The sequence below is a fragment of the Vibrio syngnathi genome (assembly GCF_002119525.1).
Taxonomy (GTDB): domain Bacteria; phylum Pseudomonadota; class Gammaproteobacteria; order Enterobacterales; family Vibrionaceae; genus Vibrio; species Vibrio syngnathi.
Genome location: NZ_CP017916.1, coordinates 1,857,612 through 1,874,259 on the forward strand (window position 1 = coordinate 1,857,612; position 16,648 = coordinate 1,874,259).

Below are 16,648 nucleotides of genomic sequence, written 5' to 3' on the forward strand. Positions count from 1 at the left end.
AACTGATATCTAAGATGCTCGATTCACACCTTAGACAGTTGACCCAAAAACTAGATCACTTGTGAGATAAGCAAGAAGCAGCCAAACAACAATGAGAAAAGTAACATTGGTTTGCCACCTTCTGCGCTATATCTATCTTCTGCTACTTTAATGAAACGCTGCTTGTGAACCATAACAAGAGGAACGAACACAGCTAGGAACACCAAGATGATGCCTGCGTAGTTTAATACTTGTAGGAACTTGTCAGCAGCAAGCAACGAACCTGCCAAAGGCAAGATAAAGCTAATGCAGTAAGTAACCGCTGTGTTTTGGTTGAACATGTCTTTGTTCTGGTTGAACAACGCCATCGCCACACCAAAGAAAGAGGTCAACAACGCCAAGCCCGTGAAGGTAGACAGAACGTTACCCACCCAAGGAGACTGAGCTTCAAACGCCGCCATCAAGTCAGACACGTTCTTGAAGCTTCTAAATTGCTCTTCACTCAAGTTACCGACCACAGCAAACAACCAGCACAAGTAGCACACTAATGGGATCAGAGAACCTACGATCACCATGTTACGCAACTGTTTGTCTGTCGCTTCGTGGTTGTAAGAAACCAAGGTTGGAATCACAACCATAAAGCCAAAGCTTGTGAATAGGATGGCACTGGTTTTGATGAGGTCAATGTGATCATGACTGGTTACTTGCATCAAGTTATCTTGAGTCATGCTCGGCGCCAAGAACGTCATGGTTGCAAACAGGCTCGCTAGCATCACGAAGAACAACGCACGATTCAGTTTATCAATTACACCAGTACCACTCGCGACTACGGCACCCGCAAGCAAGGTAAACACGATTTGGCTCGTGGTAGCGGTGATCTCAACGCCAAAGTTAGACAGTAACTTACTCAGCAAGTCACCCGCACCCAGAATGTAAGCCATTAATAGGCAAATCAGTAACGCGTAAAGTAGGCCGTTAGTAATCAACTGCCCTTGTTTGCCCAGTGTTTTTCGAGCAATAGAGTTTAACCCTAGACCGCCACCGGCTTTGATGGTCGCTTCTAGAAGTAGTAATGCTGCGTAAGTCGTACCGAAACAGATCAGTACCATAAGCAGTGTGCCGTAAAGCAATCCGAATTGAGCTAATACCATCGGGATCGCAAGCATACCAGCACCGAGAGCGGTACCAGCGATAATTAGGGAGCTACCCATCATTTTAATATTCATTGTTTTTAACTTATTTGTTTAGTTTTTATAGGTGTGAGTCTTTGTACATCGAGCGGATGACAAAGGCATTCAGATAGAAATAAAGTTATAAAACGAATAACAATAGGAGCGATAAGTGGTAAAGAAGCGTGCAGAGACGTGGTCGAACAGGGCGTTCAAAGAAGATCTTGTCTTAAAAGAGGTAAAACGAGCAGTGTGAGTAAGCATTAACTGATGTGGTGAACCTTCCGTAGGTTCAATAATCGGCGATGTAATCTTGAATTTCATGTATGTGTCCAATAATTGAGTCACATTCCATAGTATTTGAAGCAGCGTATCCGTTGCTGCCCTACCTCTATCATAGAGGTCTTTTCATCTTATCGAATGAGCCTCGAAACACAACGCTATAACCACAATTTTTGCTATTAAATTGAACAAAACGGCCATTTGGATATAAATCAACCACCAAGCCACTTAAACCAATCATCATCATTAATAAAAACTCACCACATAAATACACCCACTCCATCAACAACAAAGCTTGTATAAAGAACACCCATACATATATGACAGCCACAAAAAAGGCGCTCTTGTGAGCGCCTTTGAAGCTTTGAAGACTATAACCATAAAAACGATATTGAATACTATCGTATTGAAGGCCATTACTTTAAAAATATAGCTTTGAAATTACAGTCTCGAAACCTTATTCACCGCGGTAGATACAACCCGCTGTGCATGTTTCTTTAATCTCAACCTTGCTCAAAAGTGGCAAGCTTGGTTTTAGTTCGTTCCAGATCCACTTAGCCAATACTTCACTTGTCGGGTTTTCTAAACCTTCAATGTCGTTTAAGTAGTAATGGTCTAAACGGTCGTAAATGGGTTTGAATACAGCTTTAATTTCAGAAAAGTCGATTACCCAACCAGTATGCGGATCAACTTCGCCTTCTACGTACAAACGAACAAGAAAAGAGTGGCCATGCAAACGACCGCACTTATGCCCTTCTGGCACGTGTGGAAGATGGTGGGCTGCTTCAAACATAAACTCTTTGTATAACTCAGATCTCATTGTGTTTCTCAGGCTAAAAAAATGACACGCAATTTTACGTAAAACCAATACACACTACAAGTTCTATCACCACTGTACGGCCTTATTAGCTGCAAGGGGGAGCTTGTTGCTAGCCACTCACTTGAGTCACAATAAAACACATATAAAGATGGCTTGAAAATTACCATACGCTTAACCTTCTCGCCCATTGAGAAACAAACCCGCTACATCACAGAAACATAACCACAACCGGAGTGTGGTCACACAATCGGTTATACCTCATAGGTGGTAGAGCCGCTTACACGTAAAGTATGCATGTCATTATACTTAATAAAAACAAACACCTTATGCGCTCAACAATCACCTTTAAAATCCTAGTAGCCCTCGCCATTGTGTTCACTTTCTTGCTTGCAATATCGACTTACTTTCAATATTCGCAGCAAAAGCAACTTGTAAACTCTGTGTTAAGTGAGCAGCTTCACGATAAGGCAAGCAACTATTTCGATAGCCTTAATATGATGATGCTAACAGGAACCATGGCACAGAAAGAGACCCTTCGTCAGAAAGCGTTAGCGCAAGAAGGCATTGAAAATGTTCGTGTACTGCGCGCTGATGCAGTGAGCAAGTTGTACGGACCTGGCAATGAAAACCAAACGCCTGTCGATGATATTGATAAACGAGCGCTAGCGGGTGAAACCGTTATCGAGCCCTTTTCTGCCGACTGGGGGAAAGGCTTGGTTATTGCTTTGCCAATGAAATCGAGTGAAGATTACCGAGGTACCAATTGTGTGGCCTGTCATATGGCGCCACAAGGTGAAGTATTGGGTGCGATTCGCCTCGAATATAACCTCAGCCACGTCAACTCACTGATCAACACTCAAACCATGGCCGCTATTGGTATTATGGCGGTGATCTCTTTTGCTGGTTTCGTGTTAACCATGGGGCTGGTTCGTAAAATCATCGTTCGCCCTCTTCAACAGACATCTCGCTTTATGACCCAAGTCAGCAGCGATAAAAACCTATCCACTCGGCTGCCCGAACAAAGTAAAGATGAGATTGGAACACTGGCTAACTCTATTAACTCGTTCATGGGCACCGTTTCCGACAGTTTGGAAAAGGTACAAAACACCTCACATAAGTTGAATGCGTCTGCCAATCAACTGACCAGCGTTGCGCACATTACCGAACAAGCAGCCAGTGATCAGCAGAATGAAACGGCTGAAGTACAAAACAATGTTGAAGGGATACAGGCACAGCAAGTCAATGTAGAACAAGCAACTTTAACGGCTTCAGAGCTTATCAATCACACCGCCGATGTGGCGTGTAAGAGTGCCAATCAAGCACATGATGCAAGCAGTGAGATAAAGAACCTAGTTAGCAGTATTGAAGAAGTAAAACACAAGATACAGACACTTAATGAGCAAACAGGAGAGGTATCTTCAATATTGGGGGTTATTCGAGGTATTGCAGACCAAACCAACCTTCTAGCCTTAAATGCGGCGATTGAAGCGGCTCGTGCGGGAGAACAAGGACGGGGCTTTGCGGTAGTAGCAGATGAAGTTCGTGATCTTGCATCACGAACGGCAGAGGCAACTGGCAGTATTGAATCGATTATCCATCAGTTCCAACAAGGTAGCGAAGAGTCGTTAACTTCTGCCGACCGTGTTTGCGAACAAGCGCATCAAAGCTCAACAGATATCGACGCACTGTCCGTTGAAATGAACGGTGTCGTTGAAGAAATGAAACAAGTGTTGGCTCATGCACAAAATATTCAACAACAGACGCAATCCACCACACACGCGACTCAAGATGTTCAACAAAAGGTTGAAACCATCACTTCTCACGCAGACAACACATCACAATCTGCGGCCGAGACTCGTGGAATCAGTAATGATTTAGAAGAGCTGTCTGATCACCTTGAATCTCTTATCAACCAATTCACCTTATCGAACTCAAATAGCAACGAGAAAAGCCAGTCATAAGTCGGTAGAGTTCTCCCTGCTGACATCAACCAAAAAAGCGCTCAAAGATGAGCGCTTTATCTTCATAACAATGTCTAGTTCAGGCTTTAAGATTTTAAGATTTTAAGATTTTAAGAGCACCTTAAACCACGATTAGTGCGTAATGGAAACCGCAGTTAAATCTTTATGCTTGTGGTACATCGCGTGTTTGAATATCAGGTTCGCACTCACAGTATCCATTCCTGCGACTTCTACATAAGCGCCCTTTTTACGGAACTTAAATACGACCTTATCAAGCGCCTCAACCGACGTGTTATCTAGGAAAGACGCATCCGAAATATCGATGGTCACTAAAGAGGTCGCATTGTCATAATCAAATAGATCGATAAACGCATCTGAAGAAGCAAAGAAGACATGGCCTTTTACTCGGTGGGTAGTGTGCATTTCGTTAGTCACGACTTCATCGGATATAAAGACCATCGACTTGCTAGCATGCGCATAAAACAGAGCCGATAACACCACGCCAACCGCAACACCTATTGCGAGATTGTGAGTAAACACCACCACCGCCACGGTTGCTAACATGGTTACATTGGTTGGGAGTGTGTGGTCTTTAAGCTCAACAACAGAGCGCCATGAAAACGTGCCGATTGAAACCATGATCATCACAGACACTAAAGCGGCCATCGGTATCAGCTTCAACCAATCAGAAACAAACACCACCATTAGCAGTAAAACAACCCCGGCGATCAGGCTGGAGAATCTGGTTAAGCCGCCAGATTTGATGTTAATGATCGACTGGCCAATCATCGCACACCCCGCCATACCACCAAATAGTGAAGCCACGATGTTCGCTACGCCCTGCCCTTTGCATTCATTGTTCTTATTACTTTCAGTATCGGTCAGGTCATCCACTATCGTCGCCGTCATCAATGATTCCAATAAGCCAACAAGAGATAGAGCAATAGAATATGGAAGGATGGTTGTGAGCGTATCAAACGTGAATGGAATATTAGGAATCAAGAACACAGGCAGTGAATCCGGAAGCTTTCCCATATCTCCAATCGTTCTGACATCTAAACCAAATAACAAACTGATAATAGTCAGGGCAACAATCGCGACTAATGGAGAAGGTATTGCACGACCAAACTTGGGAAAATAAGGAAGCAGATAAATGATCGCCAAACCCAAGGCGACTAACACGTAAACGCTCGAAGGGACGTTGATCAACTCAGGGAGCTGAGCCATAAATATAAGAATAGCGAGCGCGTTAACAAACCCAGTAATCACCGATTTGGAAACGAAATTCATCAAATTACCAAGCTTGAGGTATCCAGCCGCGATTTGAATGACGCCAGCAAGAAATGAAGCTGCGAGTAGATACTCTAGCCCGTGTTCTCTCACTAAGGTGACCATCAACAGCGCCATTGCGCCCGTTGCCCCAGAGATCATCCCCGGACGACTGCCAACCAAAGCGGTTACAACACAGATACAGAAAGAAGCATAAAGCCCTACTTTAGGATCGACGCCTGCGATAATTGAAAATGCGATGGCTTCAGGGATTAATGCGAGTGCAACCACAATCCCAGATAATGAATCTCCTTTAACGTTTGATAACCAATGTTTTTTTAAATAATTAAGCATGTAATTCTCTTTTACTTGTACAGCCAGTCCTGCCTTGTTCAGACATAATTTGATCGACTGTTTTTCTTGAATGAGGGAACGCTCGAAAAGTGCGGGTGTAGAGAGAATGCAGGGGTTAAGGCGGCGTAATTAACACGTGAATATTAAACTCCTCTAGTGGGTGATTGTTTATTAGATGGACTCACACTTGTGCTTTGTGTTTGTCACTTAAGTATCGGACAAGGTAGCGTAAGTATTGCACTAGGTAACCTAGGTATTACACAGATAGCTCGGGTAACGCACAAGCTTGAATGGCTGCCAATATAAAGTGAGCGCTGCATTAATCACACGTCCAATCTTGCAAACAAAGGTTTCGAATATTAACGCTTCTTAATCCGGCCAAAAACCGCTAGCGGACTCGATTTCAGCCAGCTCTATGTTATAACCAACTTCAGTTCACGTCGTTTCAATCACTCTGCTCACATCGATTTACAAGGTATTGAAGAATACTTAACCATTAGCGCTAGCGCACCTCCCTAGCACTCAAACAAATACCAAACAGAAAGCCAAATCGAACAAAAAACACACCCTAAAAGGTATTTCTGGTCAGTAGACACAATATTTTTTTCACCAAGCAAGAATAAAGGTTGAAGCTGTCGGTATGACAGGTAATATGTTCAATCGATTTAAAAAGTTTATACAACTCAATGTTTCGGCTAATTATTGTGCAAATATATGTTCATTTGCCTCAATGCTAGAGACTTTGAGTTGAATTTGTCCCTCAATGGAGAATGAAATCAACATGACTTACGCGCCTGTAACAGACGTACTTGGCGGCAAGCTAGCGGTAGACAGTGAAGTAACTGTTCGCGGCTGGATCCGTTCACGTCGTGATTCCAAAGCTGGAATCTCTTTCCTTGCCATTTATGACGGCTCTTGTTTCGACCCGATTCAGGCCGTGGTTCCTAATAATCTTAATAATTACGAAGACGAAGTATTAAAGCTAACAACTGGCTGCTCTGTTGAAGTAACGGGTAAGATTGTTGAGTCTCCTGCGAAAGGTCAAGACTTCGAACTAGCAGCAACTGACGTTAAAGTTGTAGGCTGGGTTGAAGACGCTGACACTTACCCAATGGCTAAGACACGTCACTCTATCGAATACCTTCGTGAAGTTGCTCACCTACGCCCACGTACGAACGTGATCGGCGCAGTAGCACGTGTACGTAACTGTTTATCTCAAGCGATTCACCGTTTCTACCACGAGCAAGGTTTCTTCTGGACTTCAGCTCCGCTAATCACGGCATCTGATGCAGAAGGCGCTGGTGAAATGTTCCGCGTATCTACGCTAGACATGGAAAACCTACCTCGCACTGACGAAGGCAAAGTTGATTTCAACGAAGATTTCTTCGGTAAAGAAACTTTCCTAACAGTATCTGGCCAACTTAATGCTGAAGCTTACGCTTGTGCACTAAGCAAGGTTTACACGTTCGGTCCTACGTTCCGTGCTGAAAACTCAAACACAAGCCGCCACCTAGCTGAGTTCTGGATGGTTGAGCCTGAAGTTGCGTTTGCAGACCTTGACGATGTAGCAAAACTGGCTGAAGACATGCTTAAATACGTTTTCGCTGCTGTTCTTGAAGAGCGCCGCGACGACCTTGAGTTCTTCGCTTCTCGCATCGACAAAGAAGCAATCACTCGTCTAGAGCAATTCGTAGACGCTGATTTCGCACAAGTTGACTACACTGACGCAATCCAAATCCTACTAGATTCTGGTAAGAAATTTGAATTCGACGTTGAGTGGGGCATCGACATGTCTTCTGAGCATGAGCGTTACCTAGCTGAAGAGCACTTCAAAGCACCTGTTATCGTTAAGAACTACCCGAAAGACATCAAAGCTTTCTACATGCGCTTAAACGACGACGGCAAAACAGTTGCGGCAATGGACGTACTTGCACCAGGCATCGGTGAAATCATCGGTGGTGCACAACGTGAAGAGCGTCTAGACATTCTAGACGAGCGCATGATTGGTATGGGTATCGACCCTGAGCACATGAGCTGGTACCGCGACCTACGTAAATACGGCACAGTGCCTCACGCTGGCTTCGGTCTTGGCTTTGAGCGTCTAGTGTCTTACGTAACAGGTATGGGCAACGTTCGTGACGTTATCCCGTTCCCACGTACACCACGCTCTGCAAACTTCTAATTCGAAAACCTATTCGATATTAAAAGTTGAGAACAAATAATAACCTCCGCACTTGCGGAGGTTTTTTTATGTCTTAATATTATCTCCATTCCTTTTGTCCCCACAGATTCACCTGCTCACTTTCATGAGTAAACCTCCAATCACTAGCTCAAACATAAATTTACAAATCAAAAGCTTACTGTAATTTAATGTAATGAACGACTGACAAAGCCATACAGTATTGATGCCTTGTATACATTAATCTTCTCACTAACTAATTTGTGAAAATAAATTTTTAGGGACACCAATGAAAACAAGCATTTTATCTGCAGTTCTACTAATCACTTTAACCGGATGTGGTAGCGGAGGCTCATCGACTTCGGCTAAAAAGCCGGCGGTGAAACCAACACAAAAACCAACAGTCTTCATCTCTAAATGTTCGCAACCCTTACAAGGGGATACAGCCTTAACCTTCAAGATTAAAGGTACAATAGCGAGTGTCAATGGCGTTGCATGTAGTGGAAGCCCAAAAGCGTTTGACGATATGATGAAAGCTCATCCGAACACAAAAACGCTGAACTTCATTGATATGGGTGGGTCTATGAATGATGACGCCAACATCCAACTCGCGTACAAGGTGAGAGCAAAGAAGTTAGACACGTACATCAGCTCGATTGGACATGTAGCGTCAGGCGGCACTGACCTTTTCGTTGCGGGTGTAAAAAGGACGGTTGAACCAGGCGCTCGATTAGGCGTGCACTCTTGGGCAGAAGGGTCTTTACAAGGGGCTTCACTGCCTGTCGGCCATAGCCAGCACAAACCCTACATTGATTATTATAAAAAGATGGGATTACCAGATCCGAGCGGCTTCTACTGGTTTACACTGAAAGCAGCACCTGCTAACGGTATGCATTATATGACCCCAGCTGAAGTATCTAAATATGGTTTGGCGTCCGTAATAACGAGTGTTACAAAAGACCAGCGGGCAAATTATACTCCCAATAACGCCTTGTTGAGCAACGGCCTTTTAGACGTGAGCAGTGACACAATAACAGCACTTTCAGTTGAAAACCACGTAAGACGCGCCGTTTATGTACTCGACCATGTCTCCACACTTTTATTTAAGCAGTTCAATGTATCCAATAGAGACGAGCTAATTACTCACATAAAGCTTAACGGAACACTAGATCCCGTTACGAAAACATATGTATTAAAAGCATCACTTCAGAAGCCAACAGCTTTCTATAACCCAAAAACAGATACAATACACTCATTATATAACTCTAGTAGTAAGTACAGTATCCCTGCTAAGCCTTTAATTGAAAGCGGGTTGACGATAGAAAATTATGGCGTTGAAAAGACAAACACATCAGTCAACATCGAATTGAATGTAAAGTCAATAAAAGTAACAGTAGGAGATGAAGATTTTTCTTTCATTAAAGAGCCTTCAAAAAACGACATAAGCCACTGTAAACTTGTCCGCGCCAGCGTCATCAATGTTGGAGTCCCGGTGTCAACTCTTGTCTCCGTGTCCAACTGCTTAGAAAGTCGTCTTCAAGGCGATGTAGTCCAACTTGTAAACTATGAGCGCACTTCAAAGAAACCTATGCAAAGTGGTAGCGCGACTACAGTTACCAAATCTGTAACTAAGACTTCTAACTTTGAACTCAATGCTAAGCAAAGCACGTTAATCACTAAGTAATTTTGCACATTGTAAAAGAAGCCCTACTTAATATTAAGTAGGGCTTCTTTTTATTTATTGCGCTTAAGTTTCATTTAAGCTGTCCAAACTAAATTAGTCAGCCTTACGTACTAAAAAGTGATCAAGCATAATTTTTTCACCTGCACTTTGGAGAGGCTTGAATTCAATGACTAACTGATCGCCTTTCTGTTCAAATGCATTCACTTTCAAAAACAAGTTTTATGTGCTTGAAACAGGTGTGTATAGTAATTGTATTTCATCAAGGATTTTTATTTCACGACGATAGCAGCGATGCCTACGCAAGTCCGTTTCATGTATACAACGAAAAAGCCCCACCAAATCATGGAGGGGCTCTGAAAGATCATTTTCGCGTACTTAGAAACTTAATCGACATCTTGGTCGATAGCGTACTTTATCGCGAGACCGCAGATTGCCATCATAACGAATGGGATTGCGGCAGTGGTGTATTCTGCCCAAGCCATATCAGCGAATGCTTTTGCCAGTAGTACGTGGCCGAGGATTAACAGAAGTGCACACACAATAGCAACGATAATCAACTTAACTTCGTTACCCATAGTCATTTTCAACATAACGGTATCTCCAATATTTGGTCTATCGTTATTGAACCACAACTATCTGGTCAATTAGGCGTACAGTTAAGCCGGAAACAACCCGTACAGTTGCAATCATTGTCTTTTTTATGAGTGACTTAAAGTTTTATTACGGCTAGGCCATTTGCTCGCTTTGAACCAAAATGCTTAAACGCATAAAAAATCAGACAGCTAAGGAATACGATTATTACAGGTGAGTCAGTTGATGCGCGAGTTTGCCAAGTAGGATCAGCGCTTGCTCTTTCTCTGCTGTGAGTTCATAAGAGAAGTTCAATCGAATCGCATTGTCTACTCTGCCCTGTTCACTAAACAGATCGCCTGAAGCGACGCTAATACCCTGAGCAATCGCGAGTTGATGGAATTGTTGGCTATCGAAATGAGGAGAGAACCGTACCCACACGAAGTAACCACCAGCAGGGTCTTCAATCTCGATAGATTGGGGGAAGTATTGCTTGATAGCGCTAATAAACCGCTCTTTTCTGACCAAGAGATTTTTACGCAGTTTGCGAAGGTGATTATCATAGCTTTCATGAGTGAGGAAGTGTGCGACCCCAAGTTGAACTGGTGCACTGCTCGATAAAGTAGAAAGAAGCTGAAGCTTTTGAATGGCATCATTAAAACGCGAACTCACCACCCAACCAACACGATAGCCAGGGCATAAACTCTTAGAGTAAGAGCCGCATAGCAGCACTGAGTCTGTCTTATCAAATGCTTTTAGCGGTTTAGGTTTATGCCCTTCGAAATATAGGTCGCCGTAAACATCATCTTCGATAATATAAGTCTTGTATTGTTCAGCAAGCTCAACCACTCGGCGCTTCGCTTCTCCAGACAAACTTGTTCCAGTCGGATTCTGAAAAGTCGTCATCAACCAGCACGCTTTCACGTCTTGAGTTTTTAGGGCACTTTCAAACTGTTCGATGTTCAATCCATTGATTGGGCAAACATCGACTTCAATAGGATTAAGCCCTAACCTCTCGACAGCTTGCAGAGCACCATAGAAAGCGGGAGATTCAATCACAACGTAGTCACCGGGCTTAGTCACCGTTTGCAGGCTCAAGTTAAGCGCTTCCATCGCACCAGAAGTAATCACGATATCTTGATGGTTAACGGTAATACCTTGCTGCAGGTAACGTTGAGCGATTTGTCTTCTTAGGGACTCACTGCCCGGTGGCAGATTATTGATCACACTAGCACCTGTCATCTTCCTTCCCGCACTGGCGAGGTTTCGAGTCAAGGTAGGCAAAGGAAAAAGATCAGGATCGGGGAATGCTGATCCAAAAGGAATAACCCCCTCTGCCGAACTCGATTTCAAAAAGTCGAATAAGCGATCATTAATGGCTTTCTTTTTGTGTACTAACGGCAGTTCATAATCAACGCCGTCCACACGTGGTGCAACAAAGTAGCCCGACTGAGGCTTAGCGATGATCCACCCTTCGCTTTCTAACAATTGGTAGGCTTGTAAGACAGTACTATTGCTGACGCTGTAATTGCGACAACTCATGCGGACGGAAGGGATCTTTTCTCCTGAACGCCACGTGTTGTTCGCTATCTGAGTTCGAATATCCTTTGCAAGCTCTTCATAACGCGCCATCTAATTGTACTACCTAGAGAAATTCTAATAAGCCTGAGATTTTATCACTAACGTTAACAACTATTGCTGCTATCCATATGATTGAGCCTAATTTCTATAATAGTGTGAATTGGTTCACAGATATCTTTGTATGCTTTGCTAAGTTTGTAACAAAGGCGGGAGCCAAGTTCGTTCTACGTCTCTATAATTTGATGAAATCCAAAAAACATGCGAGATAACAATGAAAAAAATAGAAGCAGACCAGTTAAGTTATAAAGGAGAGTCAAACGGTGTTCATAGTTGGACAACACCGAGTGGCCAGCCATATTACTGGCACCCAGACTGGCTCCATATCGCTGAAGATGCAACAGGCTCACATCCAAAGCAGGAGATCGATGTAGATCAAGACCAAGCACCAACTGAGAAACACGCGGTGTCTGCTATTCTGAAACACCTAAACCAATGGGCATCAGACAAACTAGCATCTCACCCAGACATTGAAACCAACTCAATTGAATCTGAAATCAATCTGAAAAAGTAATTTGATTAGAGGTAAGTAGTCGTCAATCACTCTCGACTTTACTCAAATATATCGACTGAATAGTCTCGTATTTCAACCGGGACTATTCAAGTGCCTTCATAAAAAATGCCGTAATAACATCCATCTACCTAACAATTATCTAACACAAACCAATTTTTTGTATCATTCAACAAAAGCTATCGATAGAATCCCCGACCTTATTCACACTCGCTATACTAGCCATACATACCCACCAACCTCGTGAATCAATACACAAAATACGTATTCGTAAACTTAGGAATAGTTGCGAGACCTTAAGATGAAAATGAACAAAGGCTTATCGATGGATACTTCAAATTACAATCAATCGCTAACGACTCAATTATACGTCATCGCTGGCGTGCTATTTGGCACCTACGGCAGTCGGGTATGCCCGATGCTCGAAAGCTTAACGACGTTAGAAATTTTCACCCAAGTCAGTAGTGTCTTTATCTTATTGTGGCTAGTGCGTCATTATTTGCTATCGCAACACACCTTAGTCAAACAAGGTCGATTTGCACAACTCGATACTATGTTGTTCTTTGCCGCGAGTATTCCTTTCGCGCTCTACTACAACCTAAGCTACGAATTCACGATAGACAGTAACTTGAAAGTTCTGTTTGGTATGAGTCTATTCGGTTTCTTTACCGGAACCATTCTTCAATTGAAAGCGAAGCTTAGCCAAATAGATGCAATGGAGATGACTGGGCAATTTGACTTCCACCTGATAGGTGAAAGAAGTTCACTGGTTAAACAAATGATTGGTTTGGTCATCGTGCTTCTGGTAACACTGACCACCATGCTGACTATGGTGGCTGTCAAAGACATCTTCTGGCTAGAACACAACCCCAGCCGTTTGCTAGATGGTACGGGCAAGACCAGCGTGATTAAAGAGTTCATTTATTTGGCGGTTGTACTAGGTGGATACGCGATAACCATCATGACTCTATGGAGCCAGCTGATCAGACGTATTCTTCTAAGCCAAGAGCACGCATTAAGTAAAGTAACTAATGGTGAGCCAGGCGTTCGCTTACCTATATTCAGCTACAACGAGCTTGGGTCAATAGCATCTATGACCAATACCATGCTTGATAGCCTCGAAAACGCTCAAGACGAAGTAAAAACCACACGTGACGTCGCGATTGTTAGCTTATCTGCACTAGCTGAATCTCGAGACAATGAAACTGGCGCCCATATTTTACGAACTCAAGAATACGTAAAGGTACTCGCACTGGAGCTCAGTAAGTCAGAAGTACATTCAAGTTTGTTAACACCAAACTACATCGAACTTCTCTACAAATCGGCTCCACTGCACGATGTAGGTAAAGTTGGTGTTCCTGACAGTGTGCTGCTAAAACCGGGAAAATTAACCGATGAAGAGTTTGAGATAATGAAAGGTCACCCGGCTATCGGGGCGGAAGCATTATCTATTGCAGAAAAACAGCTAGGAAGTAGCTCTTTCTTAAGGGTTGCGAAAGAGATATCTCTGACTCACCACGAGAAATGGAATGGCAGCGGTTATCCAAATCAGTTGTCTGGTGAAGATATCCCATTATCTGGTCGCTTAATGGCATTAGCGGATGTTTATGACGCGTTAATTTCAAAGAGAGTCTACAAGCCTGCCTTTACCCACGAGCAAGCTAAGCAGATCATCTTGGAAGGTAATGGGACCCATTTTGATCCTCAAGTTGTCGACGCCTTTTTAGCTGTTGAACAAGCGTTTGTTTCGATTGCGGCAACTCATCAAGATAGGCAATAGATTAAAAGTGGCGTTTCTAGCGCCACTTTTATTTAACAAGTTATAGAGTTATCGTTCTAATAACAATTTCGCCATTAAGGTCCAATGTCAATTTTATAACATCCCCCGTTTGAAGTGGAATGCCCAAGTAAGCGACGTAAGAGAACTTCACTGACGTTTGCAGAGATGAATAAATCCCAGCAATGTTTATCGCGTCAGTCAATTCAAAGAATGCACCGCCGGTTTCTTCGGCAATGACTGACAAATCGGCAGTATTCGCCCCACTACCGACCGAAATAGCATTCACAGGAATCGAGTTTTGTAATGCCGCAGCAACAACTCCATCACGGTCCACAAATGAACTGTTTCCATCAGTCATTACGAATATACGTTTGAGCGTGTTGCTTCTAGCTGAAGCTAATGCAACAGAATCATTAATAGCATCCTCTAATTGAGTACCTCCACTCCACCTGTAGTCATCATTTAGAGAAGATACTGAATCGGTACGATCGGCATGTTTTTCATCGTACCGACTAAAATTATTCCATAATGGTGAGAACGCGTTATACATATCTACAGAAAAATGTAAGTTCGCTTTGCTCGTAACGAAGCCAGAATCTGAGTAATTATAGGTGACATTGGCACTGTCACTATCAGTCATTGAGTAGTTTGCCAAAAGTGTGTTATCGATCAACTCTACATTGTGATCAAAAGGTACAACGGCTACCTCATCTGCGTCTGCTTTTTCAGTGATAAATTGATGTGCTGCCGATGCTGTTAACTGAAGCAACGTTACAGGATTACCATCCCCATCAAGAATCGCGACCGGTGGATCAACGCTTTCATCGAATTCATTAGCAAACATAGAGCCACTCGCATCCAATGCGAGAACATTTGAAGTGGACACTGCAAGCTGTTCAGAAGTGTTCAAAGACAAAAAATTAACCGGCAAATTATTAATTTCTAATGAGAAAACATCTTTAGACAACTGAATGACCGCATTATTGGTTACAGAATCTGTTATGGAGAAAACAAACTCACTGCCACCAGCCTTTTGCATCGCACTAATGACATAAGTCGCACTGGAAGGAATAGTCGAAGCCACAACACTTGTATTTGGAGTAGTCCCTGATTGTTGGAAGTTTGCGGCATTCGCTTTCAGCGCCTTATAACCATCTGCTGTCGCTGCAATGACATATCCTTCGGTGTCAGCGCTATCAACAGGAACCTCGATTACAAAAGAGCCACAGCTATCTGTTGTCTTTGTATCACCAACTTGACCACTAGCAGAGTCTTCAATAGCAACGGTCGCATTCGACATTGGTAGGTAACCAGCCGGTACATTGGGGCATTTAGCACTGTAACTTGATATGTTTATATTTCTGTTAAGGGCCCTTGCACTTCTAATCTTTGTAGATTCAGGCACAAGTAACGTACCTGCAAAAGTTGTGGTTTCAGTGATATCACCGGCATCACCAGTATCACCAGTATCACCAGTATCACCGATATCAGTAGTGCTTGACGACTCCGTAGATATCGTCTCACCATCACTCCAACACCCAACGATCAGTGATGCTGATACAAGTAATGTCCCTATCCTCAATTTAAAGCTCATCTTCTACTCCTTGATTAATATACCCATAGCCAAATTCATTGCTTGTCGATTCTTTAGTTAAATACAATTTGTTCAGAAAATCATTTTTGAATCCACATCACATGGCCGGCCACGTCATATATCACCAGTTGCATATCATTTTTGTGACTCATTTAACATTACATGTTCAACAAATTTACAGTGCAATTCCAAGCTCCCCCCCTAGAAAGCGAAACTTAAATTTTTATCTATTTCAGCCGTCCACTCAGAAATATCTGCCATTTATCTAAATTTACTCTCCATTTACTGTTGTACCGAGTCACGTTGAAAGGTATGAAAGAGAGAGTTCAATATTCCCCTTTAATTAAACATTGAGGAAAATTATGTTTGAAAAAGTGTTAGCGGCTCCTGCCGATCCTCGACATACTGAAGAGTTAAAAAAAGAATCTCGTGCACAGAAATCAACCTTGGTGTTGGCATCTACAAAAATGAAGATGGTCAAACGTCTGTACTTAAAACAGTAAAAAAGCAGAAGCTGCACTTATTGAAAACGAAAAAACCAAATATTACCTAACGATTGAAGGTATCGCTGAATACGGGCTAGCCGTTTAGAAACTTCATTTCGGTTCAGGTGCTGAGATCGTAACGTCTCAACGCGCTGAAACAGCATAAGATCCAGGTGGCAGGGGGGCATTTAGCGTAGCGGGTGAATTCATCAAGCGCCAACTGGGTGACGTGAAAATCTGGATCAGTAACCCAACTTGGGCTAACCACAATGCCGTTTTCGCGGCTGCAGGTATCGAGGTATCGAGGTATCGAGGTATCGAGGTATCGAGGTAGCTCAACCATAAGATTGGCTTAAACTGATTCAATAAAAAA

At 43.0% G+C, this 16,648-nt stretch carries 11 protein-coding genes and 1 pseudogene; 6 read left to right on the plus strand and 6 right to left on the minus strand.

From position 1 onward, the window contains the following. Window positions 1–50: 50 nt before the first annotated feature. Both K08M4_RS08505 and queD read right to left on the minus strand, forming a co-directional pair. Window positions 51–1,193, minus strand: coding sequence for an amino acid permease (locus K08M4_RS08505; protein WP_086049573.1), 1,143 nt, complete (start codon window positions 1,191–1,193; stop codon window positions 51–53). A gap of 694 nt (window positions 1,194–1,887) precedes the next feature. Further along, a complete protein-coding gene (gene queD, locus K08M4_RS08510; RefSeq protein ID WP_086049574.1) occupies window positions 1,888–2,250 on the minus strand; it encodes a 6-carboxytetrahydropterin synthase QueD in 363 nt (120 codons plus the stop codon). Between the two features lie 326 nt (window positions 2,251–2,576). Here queD and K08M4_RS08515 point away from each other — a divergent pair, with 326 nt between their 5' ends. Continuing rightward, window positions 2,577–4,211, plus strand: a complete 1,635-nt coding sequence (locus K08M4_RS08515) for a methyl-accepting chemotaxis protein (protein ID WP_086050410.1) — start codon at window positions 2,577–2,579, stop codon at window positions 4,209–4,211. Between the two features lie 132 nt (window positions 4,212–4,343). On the opposite strand, the gene K08M4_RS08520 is transcribed toward K08M4_RS08515, so the two are convergent. Further along, window positions 4,344–5,834, minus strand: a complete 1,491-nt coding sequence (locus K08M4_RS08520) for a SulP family inorganic anion transporter (protein ID WP_086049575.1) — start codon at window positions 5,832–5,834, stop codon at window positions 4,344–4,346. A 781-nt stretch (window positions 5,835–6,615) separates the two neighbouring features. Here K08M4_RS08520 and asnS point away from each other — a divergent pair. Continuing rightward, window positions 6,616–8,016 carry an asparagine--tRNA ligase gene (gene asnS, locus K08M4_RS08525; RefSeq protein WP_004734710.1) on the plus strand — a complete coding sequence of 467 codons (1,401 nt, stop codon included), beginning with the start codon at window positions 6,616–6,618 and terminating at the stop codon, window positions 8,014–8,016. Between the two features lie 286 nt (window positions 8,017–8,302). After that, complete coding sequence (locus K08M4_RS08530) at window positions 8,303–9,697, plus strand: COG3904 family protein (RefSeq protein WP_086049576.1); 1,395 nt, start codon at window positions 8,303–8,305, stop codon at window positions 9,695–9,697. Window positions 9,698–10,080: 383 nt separating this feature from the next. On the opposite strand, the gene K08M4_RS08535 is transcribed toward K08M4_RS08530, so the two are convergent. Both K08M4_RS08535 and K08M4_RS08540 read right to left on the minus strand, forming a co-directional pair. After that, on the minus strand, window positions 10,081–10,287 hold the full coding sequence (locus K08M4_RS08535) for a hypothetical protein (protein WP_004734707.1): 207 nt from the start codon (window positions 10,285–10,287) through the stop codon (window positions 10,081–10,083). Between the two features lie 208 nt (window positions 10,288–10,495). Beyond that, entirely contained in the window at window positions 10,496–11,899 is a 1,404-nt protein-coding gene (locus tag K08M4_RS08540; protein WP_086049577.1) for an aminotransferase-like domain-containing protein, read from the minus strand. Between the two features lie 220 nt (window positions 11,900–12,119). On the opposite strand from K08M4_RS08540, the gene K08M4_RS08545 reads away from it, so the two are divergent. Together K08M4_RS08545 and K08M4_RS08550 are read left to right on the plus strand one after the other, a co-directional pair. Continuing rightward, window positions 12,120–12,419 carry a hypothetical protein gene (locus tag K08M4_RS08545; protein ID WP_009847048.1) on the plus strand — a complete coding sequence of 100 codons (300 nt, stop codon included), beginning with the start codon at window positions 12,120–12,122 and terminating at the stop codon, window positions 12,417–12,419. 298 nt (window positions 12,420–12,717) lie between these two features. Further along, window positions 12,718–14,196: an HD-GYP domain-containing protein gene (locus K08M4_RS08550; protein WP_086049578.1), complete on the plus strand. Its 1,479-nt coding sequence runs from the start codon at window positions 12,718–12,720 to the stop codon at window positions 14,194–14,196. Between the two features lie 40 nt (window positions 14,197–14,236). Here the strand turns inward: K08M4_RS08550 and K08M4_RS08555 are convergent, their stop codons facing one another. Beyond that, window positions 14,237–15,790 carry a vWA domain-containing protein gene (locus K08M4_RS08555; protein ID WP_086049579.1) on the minus strand — a complete coding sequence of 518 codons (1,554 nt, stop codon included), beginning with the start codon at window positions 15,788–15,790 and terminating at the stop codon, window positions 14,237–14,239. Between the two features lie 362 nt (window positions 15,791–16,152). Here K08M4_RS08555 and K08M4_RS08560 point away from each other — a divergent pair. Continuing rightward, window positions 16,153–16,585: pseudogene (locus K08M4_RS08560) on the plus strand (aminotransferase class I/II-fold pyridoxal phosphate-dependent enzyme); the annotation flags it as partial. Window positions 16,586–16,648: the final 63 nt, after the last annotated feature.

Coding starts and splice junctions, on each gene's coding strand:
- K08M4_RS08505 (WP_086049573.1), bottom strand. CDS start 1,193: ATGATGGGTAGCTCCCTAATTATCGCTGGTACCGCTCTCGGTGCTGGT.
- queD (WP_086049574.1), bottom strand. CDS start 2,250: ATGAGATCTGAGTTATACAAAGAGTTTATGTTTGAAGCAGCCCACCAT.
- K08M4_RS08515 (WP_086050410.1), top strand. CDS start 2,577: ATGCGCTCAACAATCACCTTTAAAATCCTAGTAGCCCTCGCCATTGTG.
- K08M4_RS08520 (WP_086049575.1), bottom strand. CDS start 5,834: ATGCTTAATTATTTAAAAAAACATTGGTTATCAAACGTTAAAGGAGAT.
- asnS (WP_004734710.1), top strand. CDS start 6,616: ATGACTTACGCGCCTGTAACAGACGTACTTGGCGGCAAGCTAGCGGTA.
- K08M4_RS08530 (WP_086049576.1), top strand. CDS start 8,303: ATGAAAACAAGCATTTTATCTGCAGTTCTACTAATCACTTTAACCGGA.
- K08M4_RS08535 (WP_004734707.1), bottom strand. CDS start 10,287: ATGTTGAAAATGACTATGGGTAACGAAGTTAAGTTGATTATCGTTGCT.
- K08M4_RS08540 (WP_086049577.1), bottom strand. CDS start 11,899: ATGGCGCGTTATGAAGAGCTTGCAAAGGATATTCGAACTCAGATAGCG.
- K08M4_RS08545 (WP_009847048.1), top strand. CDS start 12,120: ATGAAAAAAATAGAAGCAGACCAGTTAAGTTATAAAGGAGAGTCAAAC.
- K08M4_RS08550 (WP_086049578.1), top strand. CDS start 12,718: ATGAAAATGAACAAAGGCTTATCGATGGATACTTCAAATTACAATCAA.
- K08M4_RS08555 (WP_086049579.1), bottom strand. CDS start 15,790: ATGAGCTTTAAATTGAGGATAGGGACATTACTTGTATCAGCATCACTG.